The sequence below is a fragment of the Asticcacaulis endophyticus genome (assembly GCF_014652575.1).
Classification (GTDB): Bacteria; Pseudomonadota; Alphaproteobacteria; order Caulobacterales; family Caulobacteraceae; genus Asticcacaulis; species Asticcacaulis endophyticus.
On record NZ_BMZB01000002.1, the window covers coordinates 389,643 to 406,368 of the forward strand.

General features: G+C 58.4%; 15 protein-coding genes and 1 riboswitch. Of the genes, 11 read left to right on the top strand and 4 right to left on the bottom strand.

The genetic code is table 11. The annotated features are described in order from the left end of the window. The first annotated feature begins 186 nt into the window (after positions 1-186). The 3 genes from alaS (at position 187) to IE102_RS10190 (ending at position 5,791) form a co-directional block, all read left to right on the top strand. The gene (gene alaS, locus IE102_RS10180; RefSeq protein ID WP_189486382.1) at positions 187-2,823 is read left to right on the top strand and encodes an alanine--tRNA ligase; all 2,637 of its coding nucleotides are present in this window, start codon (positions 187-189) and stop codon (positions 2,821-2,823) included. Positions 2,824-2,984: 161 nt separating this feature from the next. After that, on the top strand, positions 2,985-3,686 hold the full coding sequence (locus tag IE102_RS10185) for a DUF1013 domain-containing protein (RefSeq protein ID WP_189486383.1): 702 nt from the start codon (positions 2,985-2,987) through the stop codon (positions 3,684-3,686). Between the two features lie 152 nt (positions 3,687-3,838). Next, positions 3,839-5,791: a sialate O-acetylesterase gene (locus IE102_RS10190; protein ID WP_189486384.1), complete on the top strand. Its 1,953-nt coding sequence runs from the start codon at positions 3,839-3,841 to the stop codon at positions 5,789-5,791. A 75-nt stretch (positions 5,792-5,866) separates the two neighbouring features. Here the strand turns inward: IE102_RS10190 and IE102_RS10195 are convergent, their stop codons facing one another. Beyond that, a complete protein-coding gene (locus tag IE102_RS10195; RefSeq protein WP_189486385.1) occupies positions 5,867-6,067 on the bottom strand; it encodes a DUF465 domain-containing protein in 201 nt (66 codons plus the stop codon). A 156-nt stretch (positions 6,068-6,223) separates the two neighbouring features. On the opposite strand from IE102_RS10195, the gene IE102_RS10200 reads away from it, so the two are divergent. The 4 genes from IE102_RS10200 (at position 6,224) to IE102_RS10215 (ending at position 8,681) form a co-directional block, all read left to right on the top strand. Beyond that, positions 6,224-6,808 (top strand): UbiX family flavin prenyltransferase, encoded by a 585-nt coding sequence (locus IE102_RS10200; RefSeq protein ID WP_189486386.1) that lies wholly within the window; start codon positions 6,224-6,226, stop codon positions 6,806-6,808. Next, positions 6,801-7,313, top strand: coding sequence for a TIGR02444 family protein (locus IE102_RS10205; RefSeq protein WP_189486387.1), 513 nt, complete (start codon positions 6,801-6,803; stop codon positions 7,311-7,313). Before IE102_RS10200 ends, IE102_RS10205 begins: the two co-directional genes overlap by 8 nt. A gap of 65 nt (positions 7,314-7,378) precedes the next feature. After that, positions 7,379-7,789 carry a YdcH family protein gene (locus IE102_RS18030; RefSeq protein ID WP_189486388.1) on the top strand — a complete coding sequence of 137 codons (411 nt, stop codon included), beginning with the start codon at positions 7,379-7,381 and terminating at the stop codon, positions 7,787-7,789. 67 nt (positions 7,790-7,856) lie between these two features. Continuing rightward, positions 7,857-8,681 (top strand): PhzF family phenazine biosynthesis protein, encoded by an 825-nt coding sequence (locus IE102_RS10215; RefSeq protein ID WP_189486389.1) that lies wholly within the window; start codon positions 7,857-7,859, stop codon positions 8,679-8,681. Here IE102_RS10215 and IE102_RS10220 read toward each other — a convergent pair. The 3 genes from IE102_RS10220 to metX all read right to left on the bottom strand — a co-directional run bounded on the left by IE102_RS10220 (position 8,678) and on the right by metX (position 11,895). Further along, the gene (locus IE102_RS10220) at positions 8,678-9,559 is read right to left on the bottom strand and encodes a DUF4349 domain-containing protein (protein ID WP_189486390.1); all 882 of its coding nucleotides are present in this window, start codon (positions 9,557-9,559) and stop codon (positions 8,678-8,680) included. The two genes, IE102_RS10215 and IE102_RS10220, sit on opposite strands and share 4 nt — an antisense overlap. A 60-nt stretch (positions 9,560-9,619) precedes the next feature. Next, on the bottom strand, positions 9,620-10,792 hold the full coding sequence (metB, locus tag IE102_RS10225; RefSeq protein ID WP_189486391.1) for a cystathionine gamma-synthase: 1,173 nt from the start codon (positions 10,790-10,792) through the stop codon (positions 9,620-9,622). Positions 10,793-10,797: 5 nt separating this feature from the next. Further along, on the bottom strand, positions 10,798-11,895 hold the full coding sequence (gene metX, locus IE102_RS10230; RefSeq protein ID WP_229807691.1) for a homoserine O-succinyltransferase MetX: 1,098 nt from the start codon (positions 11,893-11,895) through the stop codon (positions 10,798-10,800). Continuing rightward, a riboswitch (SAM riboswitch) is annotated at positions 11,889-12,002 on the bottom strand. Its footprint overlaps the gene before it by 7 nt. A gap of 117 nt (positions 12,003-12,119) precedes the next feature. On the opposite strand from metX, the gene IE102_RS10235 reads away from it, so the two are divergent. From IE102_RS10235 to IE102_RS10250, 4 genes are all read left to right on the top strand, one after another. After that, positions 12,120-13,649, top strand: a complete 1,530-nt coding sequence (locus tag IE102_RS10235) for an aldehyde dehydrogenase (NADP(+)) (protein ID WP_229807692.1) — start codon at positions 12,120-12,122, stop codon at positions 13,647-13,649. Between the two features lie 53 nt (positions 13,650-13,702). Beyond that, positions 13,703-14,098 carry a hypothetical protein gene (locus IE102_RS10240; protein WP_189486393.1) on the top strand — a complete coding sequence of 132 codons (396 nt, stop codon included), beginning with the start codon at positions 13,703-13,705 and terminating at the stop codon, positions 14,096-14,098. Between the two features lie 66 nt (positions 14,099-14,164). After that, entirely contained in the window at positions 14,165-15,460 is a 1,296-nt protein-coding gene (locus IE102_RS10245) for a TolC family protein (RefSeq protein WP_189486394.1), read from the top strand. Continuing rightward, positions 15,457-16,719, top strand: a complete 1,263-nt coding sequence (locus IE102_RS10250; protein WP_189486395.1) for an efflux RND transporter periplasmic adaptor subunit — start codon at positions 15,457-15,459, stop codon at positions 16,717-16,719. Before IE102_RS10245 ends, IE102_RS10250 begins: the two co-directional genes overlap by 4 nt. Positions 16,720-16,726 lie beyond the last annotated feature (7 nt).

Below are 16,726 nucleotides of genomic sequence, written 5' to 3' on the forward strand. Positions count from 1 at the left end.
CTAAACCAACCCGATCCCACCCTCTAACCGTCTTAAAAGCCGCTCTGACCAAGGGCGGCTTTTTTGTAAATTTCTCACGTAAACTTCAAATATCGCGCAAACCCCTTTGCGCTCAGGCATAAGCCCTTTATATACGCCTGAATTTTGTAATCCTCATGAACGCGGAGCGGTTATTCCGTCTTATCCATGCCCTCATTAAACGACATTCGTAAGACCTTTCTGGACTACTTTGCCCGCAACGACCATGAGGTGGTGTCATCTTCCTCACTTGTGCCGCAAAATGACCCGACTCTGATGTTCACCAATGCGGGCATGGTGCAGTTCAAAAACGTCTTCACCGGTGCCGAAACCCGCCCCTACAAACGTGCCACGACCTCGCAAAAGGTTGTCCGGGCGGGCGGCAAGCATAACGACCTCGATAATGTAGGCTATACCGCGCGTCACCACACCTTTTTTGAAATGCTGGGCAATTTCTCCTTTGGCGATTACTTTAAGGAACAGGCGATTGAACATGCCTGGAACCTGATCACCAAGGATTACGGCCTGAACAAAGACCGTCTGCTGGCCACCGTCTATATTGACGATGATGAGGCGTTTGGTCTGTGGCAGAAAATCGCTGGCCTGCCGGAATCGCGCATTATCCGCATCGCCGGTTCGGACAATTTTTGGAGCATGGGCGATACTGGCCCGTGCGGTCCGTGCACGGAAATATTCTACGACCACGGTGAGCACATCTGGGGCGGCCCTCCGGGCTCACCCGAAGAAGACGGGGACCGCTTTGTCGAAATCTGGAACCTTGTGTTCATGCAGTTCGACCAGCAGGCCGACGGCACGCGCCTGAACCTGCCGAAGCCCTCAATCGACACCGGCATGGGCTTAGAGCGGGTCGCGGCGGTTTTGCAAGGCGTGCATAACAACTATGACATCGACCTTTTCCAGGCCCTGATTGGGGCCAGCGTTGACCTGACCGGCGTCAAGGCCGAAGGCGACGCTTTGCCGTCGCACCGGGTTATCGCTGACCATTTGCGTTCAACCGCATTCCTGATTGCCGATGGGGTGACCCCGTCTAACGAAGGTCGCGGCTATGTTTTGCGCCGGATCATGCGCCGCGCCATGCGCCACGCTTATCTGCTGGGCGCTAATGAGCCGTTGATGCCGCGTTTGGCGCCGGTGCTGGTGCAGGAAATGGGCGGCCATTATGGTGAGCTGAAACGCGCCGAAGCCACCATTGTCGAAACCCTGCGTCAGGAGGAAGAACGCTTCCGCCGCACCCTGGGCCGCGGCATGACCCTGCTCGACGAAGCCACTGAAAACCTGAATGACGGCGATGTTTTGTCGGGTGATACGGCGTTCAAGCTTTACGACACCTATGGTTTCCCGCTCGATCTGACCCAGGACGCCGTGCGTGCCAAGGGACTGACGGTCGATACGGCCGCGTTCGAGATCGCCATGGAAGCGCAGCGCACCCGTGCGCGCGAACACTGGACCGGCTCCGGTGAAAAAGCAGTGGCGGCCGAATGGTTCTCGATCAAGGACCAGATCGGGGCCTCTGAATTTGTTGGCTACGACCACCTTAATGCCCAGGCCCATGCCCAATTTATCGTCCATGACGGTGAGGGCATCGAATCCGCCCATGCTGGCGATACGGTTGAGGTTGTGTTTGAGAAAACCTCCTTTTACCCCGAAGGCGGCGGGCAGGCCGGGGACACCGGCGTGGTCGATTTCATCCACGGTCATGGCCGCGTGCTCGATACCCAAAAACAAGCCGGTGATCTGATCGTTCATCGCATTGAAATCATTGAGGGTGTTCTGAAAGTTGGCGATAAGGCTGAACTTCAGGTCGATCCGGCAAAGCGCAAAACCACGCGCGCCAACCACTCGGCGGCGCACTTGCTGCATGCTGCGCTGAGAAACGTGCTGGGGCCGCATGTGGCGCAAAAAGGCCAGTTGGTCGACGCTGAGCGCCTGCGTTTTGACTTCAGCCACGGTGGTCCGGTCACGGCCGAAGAGATCGAGCGCATCGAATCCGAAGTCAATGCGGTCATCCTGCAAAATCAGGCGGCGGCGACCAAGATGATGTCACCCGAAGCCGCCATCGAAGAAGGGGCGGTCGCCCTGTTCGGTGAAAAATACGGCGATGAAGTGCGCGTCCTGTCGCTCGGCACCAAGTTGGCAGGCGAGGGCGGTTATTCGGTCGAACTGTGCGGTGGCACCCATGTGGCGCGCACCGGCGATATTGCCCTGTTCAAGATCGTGTCTGAAACCGGCATTGCCGCCGGTATTCGCCGGATCGAAGCGGTGACCGGTGAGGCGGCGCGGCAGTACCTGCTGGAACAAGCGGGTATCGCCAAGGGATTAGCCGATCAATTCAAGGTGCCGGTGGCGCAGGTCTCCGCCCGCGTTGAGGCCCTGATCGCTGATCGTAAACGCCTTGAGAAAGAGCTGTCTGACGCCAAGCGCGCTTTAGCGGTCGGTGGCGGTGGGGCCGCGTCTGGCCCCGAAGAGATCAATGGCATCAAGGTTATTGCTCGGGTGCTTGACGGGGTCGGGGGCAAGGATTTGCGGCCACTGGCTGAGGATTTTAAAAAGTCGATTGGGAGCGGTATCGTCATATTGGTTGGAACTATTGATGGTAAAGCTGCTAACACTGTTGCTATTACTACTGATCTAATAGGCACCTACAACGCTGTGGACTTGGCTAAAGCGTCTGTTATCGCTATGGGCGGTCAGGGGGCAGGCGGAAAACCTGACTTCGCGCAAGGCGGCGCACCAGATGCCTCAAAGGCACAGGCCGGTTTAGATGCAGCTAAAAAGCTGATTTAGCCAGTTTAAGAAATTGCGTTTGGGGTGTTCCCATTGACGCAAAACCGCTTTATAGATGGTGGCAACAACCCGCGCCCGGCCGAAAAGGCCGGGCGTAGCCGTTTCTGAATGGCGGTTTTCATGATGAGAGCCGACATTCCCCGCTCAGGAAAGATGCATCTATGTCTGATATTTTGATGCCAAAAGCGACCGCTGTGTGGCTGGTCGACAATACCTCGCTCTCGTTCGAGCAGATCGCCGATTTCTGTGGCCTGCACTTCCTTGAAGTCAAGGGCATTGCCGATGGCGAAGTCGCTCGCGATATCCGCGGCGCCGACCCGATTGCCAATGGTCAGTTGACCCGCGAAGAGCTGGATAAGGCCGTAAGCACGCCGTCCTACCGCATGAAGGCGCTGGTCAGCCGTCACGCGGAATTGTTGAAGCCCGCCAAAAAAGCCCCGCGCTATACACCGGTGTCGCGTCGTCAGGATCGCCCGGACGCCATCAAGTGGTTCGTGCGCCACCACCCCGAAGTGACCGACGCCCAGATTTCTAAGCTGCTCGGCACCACCAAATCGACCATCGAGCAGGTGCGCAACAATACGCACTGGAATTCGACCAATATCAAGCCGGTCGATCCGGTGACGCTCGGCCTCGTGTCGCAGATTGAACTTGACGCCGCCGTGCGCAAGGCTGCCGCCGTCAAGATCAAGCAGGCCGAAAAGCTGGGTATCCCGCTCGACGATCCGTCGCTGAAACCGGCAGCCGCTATCATTCCGGATGAGGAAGAAGATACCTACAACAGCCGCCCTGACCTCAGCGTCGAAGACGTGTTCGGTTCGGCACCGTCGCGTCCCGTTCACGATGAGGACGACGAGGATTAATCCTTAAACATAAACGTCATCAAAGGCCTCCCGCGTGGAGGCCTTTTTTGTGTGATAAATCCTGAAAATATAATGGCCGGGGCGGGTTGTCCGTTGCAGGGGCACGCGTTAACTTTAGCGCTAACATAAATAATAATTCAGGGAAGATTCACATGAAGTTCGCTGCGATCGCAGGCACGCTTTGTGCCGTGCTGATGAGTTTGCCCGCGGGTGCGCAAACCCCGTCAAACCCGCCGCTTTTGGCCGAGATGTTTCAGGATCATGCGGTGCTGCAACGTGATCGCGCCGTGCCGATCTGGGGGCAGGCGGCCCCGAATGAGGCGGTGACCGTCAAGCTGGGGGCGCAGACCCTGACGGCCAGGGCGGATGCGAAAGGTCAGTGGCGCGGCAGCTTTCCGGCGACACCGGCGGGTGGGCCGTACACGCTGGAGGTCGTGACCGCTTCCGGTGCAAAGCAAACCGCCCGTGACATGGTGTTTGGTGACGTGTTCCTGTGTTCGGGCCAGTCTAACATGGAATGGAATGTTCAAGGCACGATAGGATCTCAGGGGGCGATTGCTACGTCCAAGGATGACGCCATTCGTATGATGACGGTGGCCAAGACCCAAAGCCTGACGCCGTCCGATAAGTTCCTTTCGCCCGTCCACTGGCAGGTGGCGTCGCCGGAGACCGTGCCGAACTGGTCGGCGGTGTGCTATTACTATGCCCGCGAACTCAAGCGCACCATTAATGTGCCGGTCGGCCTGATTAATGCGTCGTGGGGCGGATCGAATATCCGTCCATGGATGAGTGAAAAGGCTCTGCGGGACAATGGCGGCTATAATGACCAACTGGATCTGATAACGTTCTATGCCAGGGATGCGTCCGCAGGCACAACCCGCTGGGGCGCGGGGTTTGAGACCTGGTGGGCGGCCAATGTTGGTGAGGGTAAGCCGTGGGCAGTCACGGCCAAATCCCTTGCGTCGTGGGATAAGGTGCCCGACATTTCAAAGAACTGGGAGCAGTGGGGGCTTGGCGAATTTACCGCCTATAATGGTGGTCTATGGTATGCCGCGACGGTGAAACTGACGGCGGCACAGGCCAAAGGGGCGACTACCTTAAATCTCGGCACGATCGATGAAATCGATCAAACCTGGGTCAATGGCAAACCGGCAGGCTACACATCGGGGGCGGGGACGCCGCGCGTTTATAAACTGCCGACGGGTGCGCTTAAGGCCGGTGACAACACCATCGTCATCAATGCGGTCGATACCTGGGGGGCGGGCGGTGTCTATGGCGACGGGCCGCGTAATCTGAGCTTCGCCGATGGCACGACCGTCGCGCTGACCGACTGGCGGTTCCAGCGTGTGGCGAAAACTGTACCTCAGCCGCCACGCGCACCCTGGGATGCCACGGGTGGGTTGATGACGCTCTATAACGCCATGATCGCGCCAATCGGGCCGTATGGCCTGAAAGGGGCGCTGTGGTATCAGGGTGAATCCAATGCCGGCGAGGCGGATAGCTATGCCAGGCTTCTGGGCGGTATGATGAAAGACTGGCGCGGCCAGTTCGGGCCGGATTTGTCGTTCCTGATCGTGCAACTGGCCAATTACGGGGCGCGTCCGACGCAGCCGGTCGAGTCTGGCTGGGCGCGTTTGCAGGATCAGCAGCGGCTGGCCGTGGCGCGTGACGGTAATGCTGCTCTGGCCGTTACGATTGATATCGGTGACCCGAACGATATCCACCCGCTTGATAAAAACACGGTCGGCAAACGGCTGGCGCGGGGGGCGCGGGCCTTGATCTATAAGGAAAACATCGCGCCGTCGGGGCCGCAGCCACAGTCGGCCACACGCGCAGGCGACATGGTGACGGTGACCTTTACCGATATCGACGGCGGGCTGATTTCCTATTCGACCGATAAGCCGATCAGTTTTGAACTGTGTGATAGCAACCGCGGGCCGTGCACCTATGCCGCTGCCCAACTGAGCGGCAATAGTGTCACCCTGAAAGCGCTCAATGCGGCCACCGCCCAATATGTGCGCTATTGCTGGGCCGATAGCCCGACCTGTACGCTCTATGACCGCGCAGGCCTTCCGGCCGGGCCATTTGAAATCGTTATCAAGTAAGACGTGGGGTAAATAAACAAAAACGCCGGAGATCACTCTCCGGCGTTTTTTCCACATCAATGATATTTTACGGGGTTATTGCAGCACCTTCATGCCATCGCCCTGTCGCATAACATCTCTGATGCGTTCGATTTCTTCTTTGAGCTTAAGTTTTTTGCGCTTCAGCTCCTTAAGGTATAGAGAGTCCACGGACGGATTTTTCGCTTCGCGTTCAATCGTATGCTTGAGGGATTGGTGACGCTGATCCAACTCGCGTACTCTGGCTGCTATGGTCATATTGCAGGGTCCTCTTTGTCTATACCGGTCCGAACCCCATGTCCGAACCTGCTTAGGGAACACCCGAAATGGCTGCATGTAGAATCACAATGGATTACAATTGATCACGGAACTGAGAGATTATTAGTTTATAAAATATGAATCATGAGTATCCACATGCCTGACACACCGCGTTTGATCATCGCCATTTCCGGCGCATCCGGGGCTATATATGGCCTTAAGGCGCTGGAGGCCGTGCGCGCGCTTAAGATTGAGAGCCACCTTATCGTCTCGAAAGCGGCGGCGCTGAGTTTGTCGGCGGAACTGGACATTACCTTGTCTGATCTGCATGCCAGGGCCGATGTGGTCTATAAACCCGCCGATATCGGGGCTTCGATTGCATCGGGATCGTTCCGCACATTGGGCATGCTGGTGGCGCCCTGTTCCGTTAAGACCCTCAGCGAAATCACGACCGGGGTGACCTCATCCCTGATCAGCCGGGCCGCCGATGTGACACTGAAAGAACGGCGCCGGCTGGTTTTGATGGTGCGCGAAACCCCGCTGCATCTGGGCCATCTGCGCTCGATGGCGGCGGTGACGGAGATGGGCGCGATCATCGCCCCACCCATGCCGGCCTTTTATACCCGCCCGCAGTCCCTGGATGAGATGGTGGAACAGAATATCGGGCGGGTGCTGGATCTATTCGGGCTGGAGGCACCGTTTAAAAAGTGGGGCGAGGACGTATCGCTAAACCATGACTAGCTTCTGGGATTGGGCGGTTAAGGCGTACGGGACAGACGGGGTGGCGGCGCAGTGCCTTGGCCTACAGGACGATCATGATCAGTGCGTGCCGCTTTTGCTATGGGCGATCTGGGCGGGCACAAATGGCGGCAAACTTAGCGCCGATACTGCCGAAGAGGGGGTCGATATGGCACGGTCATGGAGCGAGGCTGTGATTAAGCCGCTGCGAATACTTCGCAACAAACTCAAAAAACCTTTGTCAGACATAGATGATGTGGCCCGTGAGCGTATTCGCGCGCAGGTAAAATCGGTGGAACTGAGCAGTGAACGCGAGCTGATGGCGGCACTGGAAGCGTTGTCCATTGTTGATTTTTCTGAGACGAAACAAAATCTTACCGCTCTGTGCACGGATAATGTGGCGATGGTGTCAAAAGCATGGGGGCCAAAAGTGCCGCGACCTCAGTTGATTAGTCTGATTGGCACTCTTTCGGACGGCGGATTTTTAGAGTATACTCCTGCGTCTTAATGTCCTGAATACTTTGGGGCCGAAAGACTTCAGATCGGGACGTGATCTAAGGAGCGGATGTTTACATGCATGACGATCAGAGCAATATAAGATCGCTGTTTCCGACCCAGGGCCTCACCCTCGTGAAAACCGGTGCGGGCGAAGGCGGAGCCGATATTGAGCGCCGTGTCTTTGGCCGTCGCGATGTCGATGCTGAAAATTTCGATGATATTGCCGAGGACGTTCTGGATTACCAGAAGGACGACCTCGATCCGACCGTACGCGAATTGCCGATCAGCGTCGAAACCGTCAAGATGCGCGGACAGGTGGCGCATCTGCGGATGGAGCATAAGGATTTGGACGAATCGATCAGCGCGCTCGAATCCATGCCCTTGCCGGATCAGATTCTGATTGCCCGCTTAAAGCGCAAAAAACTGGCCCTGCGCGATCAGATTACCGAGATCGAAGACAAAATCCGCCCGGACATTATCGCCTGATGTGATCAACATCATTGACGTGACAGGCCGGGGTAATCCCGGCCTTTTTATTTGCTGAAAGTCTTACATGCGACAATTTCTGATCGACGCCTTTGCGCGCGCGCCGTTTATGGGCAATCCGGCGGCGGTGGTCGAGCCGTTCGATGCGTGGCCGTCCGACGATTTCATGAGCCGTCTGGCCATGGAAAATAATCAGGCCGAAACCGCCTATATGGTCAGAACGGCTGAGGTCAATGTGTTTGGCCTGCGCTGGTTCACCCCGGCGGTCGAGGTCAATCTGTGCGGCCATGCCACTCTGGCGGCGGCCCATGCCCTTTTTACTGAGCTGGGGCTGGAGGCCGAGGTTGTGTATTTCGATACGCTTCATGCGGGCCGGTTGAGCGTGCGTCGTATGGGCGGCCAGCTTGAAATGGACTTTCCGGCCTATCCGGTGCAGGCCATCGCGTCCGTGCCTGAGATTGAAGCGGTGATCGGTCAGACGGCGGTGGCGACCTTTGGCGGGCCGATGCTGATCCTGCAACTGGCCTCAGAGGCCGCCGTGCGCGATCTGAAATTCAATGCCGGTGAGATAGGCTATCCGCAAGCCTGCACTCTGTTTGATGCCGCCCATGTGGTGGTGACGGCGTTTGCGGATGAAGGCAGCCCCTATGATGTCATCAGCCGGTTCTTTGCCCCCGGCTTTGGCATTGCCGAAGACCCGACGACGGGGTCGATGCACTGCGCCCTCATGCCGCTCTATGCGGGCCTGACGGGTAAGACTGTGATTGAGTTCCATCAGGCCTATCCGCGTCGCGGTGGCGATCTTAGGTGCGAACTGGCCGGTGACCGCGTGAAACTGCGCGGGCGTGCGATCACCACCCAGAGAACGGAAGTGTTAATCCAGCCGGTTTAACCGGCTGTGGGCTTGGACTTTGCTTTACGCTTGCGCCATAGCCTCCAACCAAACCAGCCGAGCGGTACAACGATCAAACCAAACGGTAGCAGAGCGGCGATCACCAGAATTATTGCGCCCAGACTGCTCATGGCCACACGGGTGAAGTCTGTCAAAGAGTCCACGACCGGAGAAAAGGCTGAACCGGGAGTGGCCAATGTCTCTGAGCGGTATTCCAGTGTCAGCCGTACCGTGGCCACACGTTTGCGCATAACCGCTAATGAGGATTGCAGGCTGTCAATCTCGGCCTGCACATTAGCCAGTGTGGTCTCTGCTTCGATAAGATCGGCAATCTTTCCAGGTTTTGATTTGATGATGTCGATCAGCCGGTCACGCAATGCGGTCTTGTTCTTAAGGCGCGCTTCGGAATCGACAATTTGCAGGCTCAGGTCTTCGCTGTTGATGTTTTGTGAGGTCAACTGGCCACGGGACTTCTTGAGGTCGCCCTCAAGTCCGGCCTGAAAGGTTTTCAGCCATTGGGTAGATACGCGCAAAGCCATAGTTTGGCTCTTTTGTCCCGAAGCCTTGTTGCCGTATGAATTGGATGTGATCATCAGGCAGTTTTGCGGGCCCGCCTGATCACACAAGCTCTGATGGCTGGCGATCAGGGTATCAAGACCGCGCAAAGGGGCTTCCATCGTATAAGTATATTCATAGGCCAGTTGCGGGAGGGCAAGTTCCTGACCCGGAACGGCGGTACTCTTCTTTACCGGCTCTTCGGACAGGTCAACCATATGAGTGGATATGGCTGCATCTTCATAGGCGCCTTCGGCGGGTTTTGAGCATGCGCCGATCAAAGCCAGCCCGGCTAAAAGACCAAACAACCGAATATACCGCATTGAAAGTCCCCCCATTTTTCTGAAATGCTAACACGGGCAATAAAAACGGGCAATGCTTACCTAGACCACCGACAACGCCCGCGCCAGTGCCTTGATCAGGTCGTCGGCATCTTCGAGGCCGATCGACAGGCGCAGTAGGCCGCCGGTGATACCAGCCGTAGCTTGCGCTTCTGGTGACATGGCGGCGTGGGTCATGGAGGCCGGATGGACGATCAGGCTTTCGACCCCGCCCAGAGATTCGGCCAGTGAAAACAGATCAACCACATCCAGAACGGCTTTGACGGCGTCCAGCCCGCCCTTAAGCTCAAAGCTCATCATCGCGCCAAATCCGGCCTGCTGACGGGCGGCCAGATCGTGCTGCGGGTGGGATTTCAGGCCGGGATAAAAGACCTTTGATACCACCGGATGGCTTTCCAGATATTCGGCCACGGCCTGCGCCGACTGCTGCTGCTGTTTGATGCGCACAAACAGGGTGCGCACGCCGCGTAAGGTCAGATACGAATCGAACGCGGGCGCGGTCGAGCCGACGCAATTGGCCCACCAGCGGTAAAGCGTCAGGTCTTCTGCGGTCGTGCAAACCAGCGCCCCGCCGATCACGTCCGAATGGCCATTGATATATTTGGTGGTCGAATGAACCACAAAGTCTGCGCCGAACTTGATCGGGTTTTGCAGGGCGGGCGAAAGAAAGGTGTTGTCAACCGCGACCTTGGCCCCCGCTTTATGGCCGAGATCAATCAGCTTTTGCAGGTCAACGACGCGCATCAGCGGATTGGACGGGGTTTCAATCAGCAACATGGCCGTCGGCTGCGACAGGGCCTTAAGCACCGCCGCGTCATCGCCCTGATCGACATAGACGAGGTCAATCAAACCTTGTTTAGCGCGGGCATTCAACTGACGCTGGGTGCCGCCGTAGCAATCATGGGGGGCGACCACGCGGTTGTTGCCTTTCTCAAGCGGCTGCCACAGCAGGTCAATCGCCGCCATACCGGACGCCGTCATGACCGCGCCAATGCCGCCTTCGAGTTCGGCAATGACCTCAGACACGACTTCGCGTGTCGGGTTGCCGGAGCGGGCATAGTCAAAGGTGCGCTTCTTCCCAAAGCCTTCAAACGTGTAGTTCGACGACAGGTAGATCGGCGGCATGACCGCGCCGTGAGCCGTATCCGTATCGATGCCGATATTGATGACGCGGGTCGAAAGCTTGGCGTCTTTGAGATAATCTTTTTTCGACATGATAATCAGTCTTCAAGTGAGTGTTTGACGATATCGGACACGCGCGCGATCTCTTTAAGGAACGCATCGTGGCCATAGAGGGATGGCAATTCAATGAACACGCTGTCCGACAGGCTTTCATACAAAGCCACCATGTCGGCATAGGGCACCAGGCGGTCGGTCGGCACGGCGGCAAGGAATACCTTTGCCTTGATGTTCTTTGGGTCAACGCGGTGGCGATCGAGCGAATCCGACAAAGACACCCAGCGGTTCACATCCGACGCCGTATAGGCATCGCCGCGCGCCCGCAGGTAGTTGCAGACGGTATAGTTTTCACCAGCGACATCGGGGGCTACGCCATCAAAGCGTTCCAGAAATTCCTGCTCAGAGCGGTAGGTGGTCATGGCCAGTTGCCGCGCCAGGGATATGGCGTCGCGTTCATGGCCGGTTTGTTTCCCGAACATCAGTATGCGTCGTTGCAGCCCGCGCATGGCGGTGGCCATCGGGTGGGCGCGATGAGCCGCAGAGATCACGCACAAACGCTTGACGACATCCGGATACAGCTCGGCAAAGGCAAGCCCAATCATGGCGCCGTAAGATGCGCCGATAAAGTCATGCACTTCATTCACGCCCAACTGATCGAGCAGCAGTTTCACCAGCCGCGCCTGATCGTGGGTGGAAATGGTATAGACCTGATCGGCGGGCAGGGACGGGGCAAAGTCGATGCTTAAGACCCGCCAGTGATTAAGATCCAGCGCCTGATTAGGCCCCGCAACCCCTTCCCACCAGCCGGGGGCGGTGTCGGTCGAGTCTTCTTTTTGGAACAGGACACGGCTGGCTGAAATGCCGCCGATCGCCACGACCATAGGTGCGCTGGCCGGGCCATAGACACGGCCGATGGCATGGCTTTGCATCAGCTTTTGTCCGCTGGCGAGCCGAAAATCGGCAGGGATCGGTGCTGTCACATCAACGCCGGTCAGGTCGGGCAAGTGGTCCAAAGTCGCGGTCATGTCATCCATATGGGCATCAAGCAAAACGGGCTCAATCGCGACCAGAAAATTATCATGACGGGTGAGAAGATAAGACAGCTCTGCCGCAGACGGCGCGTGGCGTCTTCCTCTCATCTGTCGAAGATAAATCTTCGCAGGAGTTGGCACCATGCGATCCCACGAATGGAAAAGCGGTTGCCCCAGCGTCAATGGGCCTGTCCCTCGGCTGGTCTCGATGAGTAGGTTTCCTATGCCGTATTTTCTATAAAACCGTCAAGGGGGATATGTGGCCATCTTGATTGCTTTAAGGCGCAGGGCCATGTTAGGCGCTTAATAATACCGCAGTGCCGGAGATGATCATGACCACCCCACTGACTGGCGATCTTCTGATCGGCGCCCGCACCATAGCTCGGCCTGAGCGCCAGCCGTGGGCGGTCAATTCCGCCACGGGTGAGGTGCTGGAACCAAGGTTTGTTGAGACCAGTTCGGCGGATGTCGATCAGGCCGCCGAACTGGCCTGGCAGGCGTTTGGAGTTTTTAGGCGGACTTCGCCGGATGTACGTTCACAGTTTTTGCTGTTGATCGCGCAAAAATTGGTCGCTCTGGGTGATGAGCTTATCGATCGGGTTCATCTGGAAACCGCCATTCCCAAAGTACGGGTGGTGCTGGAGCGCGACCGGACGGTGTTTCAGCTTCGGTTCTTCGCCCATGTCGTGCGCGAAGAACAGTTCCTCGACTACACGATTGATCCGGCGCGGCCTGAGCGGCTGCCGTTCCCAAAGCCCGATCTGCGCCTGCGTCAGGTGGCGCTGGGGCCGGTGGCGGTGTTTGGCTCCAGCAATTTCCCGCTGGCCTTTTCGGTGGCCGGTGGGGATACGGCCTCGGCGCTGGCGGCTGGGTGTCCGGTGATCGTCAAGGGCCATCCCGCTCACCCCGGCACCAGTGAGATGGTTGGTCGCGCCATTCAGGCGGCTGTGGCCGAGCTTAACCTGCCCGAAGGGGTGTTTTCGCTACTGACCGGCGGGATTGATGCCGGTGTGGCGCTGGTGAAGCATCCGCGCATCAAGGCGGTCGGCTTTACGGGCTCACGCGGAGGCGGCATGGCTCTGGTGGGGCTGGCGGCGGCGCGGCCTGAGCCGATCCCGGTCTACGCCGAAATGAGCAGCGTCAATCCGGTCTATCTGCTACCCGCAGCGCTTGAGGCGCGGGCAGAACAGATGGGTGAGGACTATGTCGCGTCGCTGACTGTATCCGGCGGACAGCTTTGTACCAATCCGGGTATCGTCATTGCCCTGCAAAGTCCGGCGCTGGATCGCTTTGTAGCTTCGGCCTCGGCGACGCTTGGCCAGGTCAAGGCCATGCCCATGCTGACGGCAGGTATCCACGCCAACTATGCCAACGGGCTCGCGGCCTTTGCCGAACACGCCGATGTCGTGCTAGAGGCCCGCGGCATCGAAACCGGCAAGATCAACTGCACGCCGGGGGCAATATTCTCGACCACTGCCAAAGCGTTTCTGAATGACCCGGCGCTGAGCCACGAAGTGTTTGGCGCCTCATCGATCATTGTCCGCTGCGATAACGTGGATGAGATGATGCAGGTGACCGAAAGCCTTGAAGGGCATCTGGTCGGCACCCTGCATCTGGAGCCTGGCGACACGGAAATGGCGCGCACAGTTATGGAGGTGCTGGAGCTTAAGGTCGGGCGGCTGGTGGTCAATGGCTGGCCGACCGGGGTTGAGGTCAGTCCAGCTATGGTGCACGGCGGCCCGTTTCCGGCCACGTCCGACAGCCGCTCAACCTCGGTCGGCACCAGCGCCATCCGACGGTTCCTGCGGCCGGTCAGCTATCAGAATGTGCCGCAGACGCTACTGCCGGACGGGTTGAAATAGCGGATAAGATAACAGCTTCATTCGTAGGCCGAAACAGGCTAAGGCTAACACCAATGATCCAGAGCTTACGCACCTTCTCAAAACGTGTCGTGGCGCTGTGTACTTTACTGTGCATGGCTGCGGTTCTGAATGCGGGCTTTGTGTCGATGCAGAATGCCACCCTGGATATCCGCCATGCGGCCAGTGGTGATGTGAAGCTGGCCGATGGCGGCTGGGTTGAAACCTGCGCTGCGGATGACTGCCACAGCCATGTGGAGCCGCCGGAACATATCCATGACGGCTTTGATCTGCATCACCACCACAGCAGCGATGTGCCAACGCCCCCGCTTGAGCGACGTAGTGAAATACCACAAACCATATTGGCCACGGTCGCCGATCTGATCCCTGCGGCTATGGCTGTCCCCGCCGGACATATCCCCCATATGCCGGACCAGCCGCCGCGAGTCTGAACCGTTCCTGTAACGTCATGCGCCGATTAAGCGCATCATTTCAGACCTTCGCGAAAGCTTTTCATCATGATATTTTCCAAGTGGCACCGGTTCGGTGTCCTGAGGGCGTCTGGCCGCGTGGCCGGACTGACCCTGCCTGCGGTCCTGTGCGCGGGCCTTTGCCTGAGTGCGGTGGCACAGGCCGAAATTCTTCCCTTATCTGTGGCTATGTCGCGGGCGGCTCAGGCTGATCCGGCGGCGATGGCCACACAAAAACGACTGGCGGCGACCGAGGCGGGTATTCGTCAGGCCGGTGTACGGCCAAACCCCAGTGTCGGGCTTGAGGCCGAAAATGTGCTGGGCTCCGGGCCCTATAGTGGCCTCAGTCAGGCCGAAACCACGCTCAGCTATCAGCAACCCTTAGAGCGTAAATCCAAGCGTGAGGCCCGCATCGGGGCCGCCTCGGCGCAAAACGATCTGGCGCGCGCCGAAGGCCGTGTCCGAACCTGGGAAGCGATGACCGCCGCGCAAAGACTGTGGGTTGAGGCGGTGGTGGCTGAGGCTGAAACGGAGCTTGCCGGTCAGCGGTTGAAGCTGGCTGAACAGTCGCAGGCCGAAATTCGCAGACGGGTTACGGCGGCGCGCGATCCGTTGTTTGCCGGCTCTCTGGCTGAGACTGAGGTGGCGACCGCCCGGATTGCCCATGATCAGGCGGCGGCTAAGGTGCGCCAGCTTAAAACCCAACTGGCGGCCCTGTGGGGCGGGGCGGCGGAGTTTGAACTTGAGGCCAAATGGCTTGAAGGCACCCCGGTGATCTCTGAGCCCGCCCTGATGGAAACGCCGGACATCGAGGTCTTGCGGGCGCGTCAGCGGCTGTCTGCGGCTCAGCTTAAGGTGGAGACGACGCGCCGGGTTCAGGACCCGACCGTCTCGGCCGGTATCCGCCATTTTCAGGGTGATGGCGCCGTCGCATTTATCATAGGCGGGTCTATTCCGTTAAATCGCAATGACGCCTATCGGGGCCATATCGATCGGGCCCGCGCGGACTCTGAGGCGGCATCGGCTGACATCGAAGTGGCCGAGCGCTATCGTCAGCGCGACATTACCGCCGCCACCCTGCGCATGACCGATCTGGCGCACGAAGCCCAACGCATCGAGACTGAGGTCATCCCGCAGGCTGAAACCGCACTGAGGCAGGTACGGGAAGGCTTTGTGCGTGGCGGCTTTACCTATCGCGACGTGATCGGGACTCAACAAACCCTGATGGCCGCCAAGGCCCGCCGCCTTGAGGTTCTGAAACAATTTCATATCGAACAAATTAATCGCGATCGTCTGAGCGGCAAGTGGCTGGCCCTGCTGCCTGACGTGGAGGCTGCCCAATGACATATAATCTCAATCAATCCCGCCGCTTCTGGCTGCTGGGTGCGGCCAGTCTGTCCGCCATAGGGCTTGTCGCCTGCGGTAAGTCAAAACCCGAAGATGATCATGGTCACGCTGACGGGGGCGAAGACGACTTTGAGCGCGGGCCGCACAATGGTCGCCTGCTGCGCACTGGCGATTTTTCGCTGGAAGTGACCATCTACGAAAGTGGTGTTGAGCCGGAATTCCGCTTTTATCCCTATTGGCAGGATAAGCCCGTGGCGCCAAACGCCGTTACCGTCATGACCCGTCTCACCCGACTGGGCGGTAAGGTCGATAGTTTTACCTTCCAGCCGCAAGAGGATTATCTGCGCGGGCAGGGCGTGGTTGAGGAGCCTCATTCCTTTGATGTGCGCATTGACGCCCGTTATCGCGACAAGGCTTACGCTTGGGCTTACGCGTCCTATGAGGGGCGCACGACCATTAGCCCCGAAGCGGCCACGACCGCCGGGGTTACGCTGGAACAGGCCGGACCCGCCACGCTGATTGACCGGATCGATCTGTCCGGACGCGTGGAGACCAAGCCCGAAGGCCGAAGCGAAGTGCGCGCCTGGTATCCCGGTCGGATCATGGCCATGACTGTGGAACTGGGCCAAAGCGTGCGTAAAGGCCAGGTCATTGCCCGCGTTGAATCGAGCGAAAGCCTGCAAATCTACGCCATTCCGGCCCCCATTTCAGGTGTCGTCATTGAGAAGAACGCCAATGTCGGCGGCGTGGCCTATGACGCCCCGCTCTATGTCATTGCCGACCCCAACGCGCTTCATGCCGAGTTCTTCCTGTTTCCGCGCGATGCCGAAAAGGTGCGGGTGGGGCAGAAGGTTGAGGTGCGCGCACTGGACCGGTCTCATATACTCATGGCTGAGGTCGAGGCCATCTTGCCCAGCGTCAACGAAGCCACCCAGACCGTCATGGCCCATGTCCATTTGCCGGGTGGCGACGGGGTGTTCCGCTCAGGTCTTGGCATCGAAGGCAGCTTCTTTACGGGCGAGCAGGGCGTGCCTCTGGCGGTGCGTACCGAAGCCATCCAGACCTTCCGCGACATGCCGGTGGTCTACGCTAAGGTCGGCAATGTTTATGAAGTCCGCATGATTAAGGTGGGCCGAAAGACACCGGAATGGACCGAGGTTTTGGGCGGGCTTGACCCCGGTGAGACCTATGTCGTCAAGGGCGCCTTCCTCATCCGCGCGGACATCGAAAAGTCCGGCGCGAGCCATGATCACTAGGGGGCAA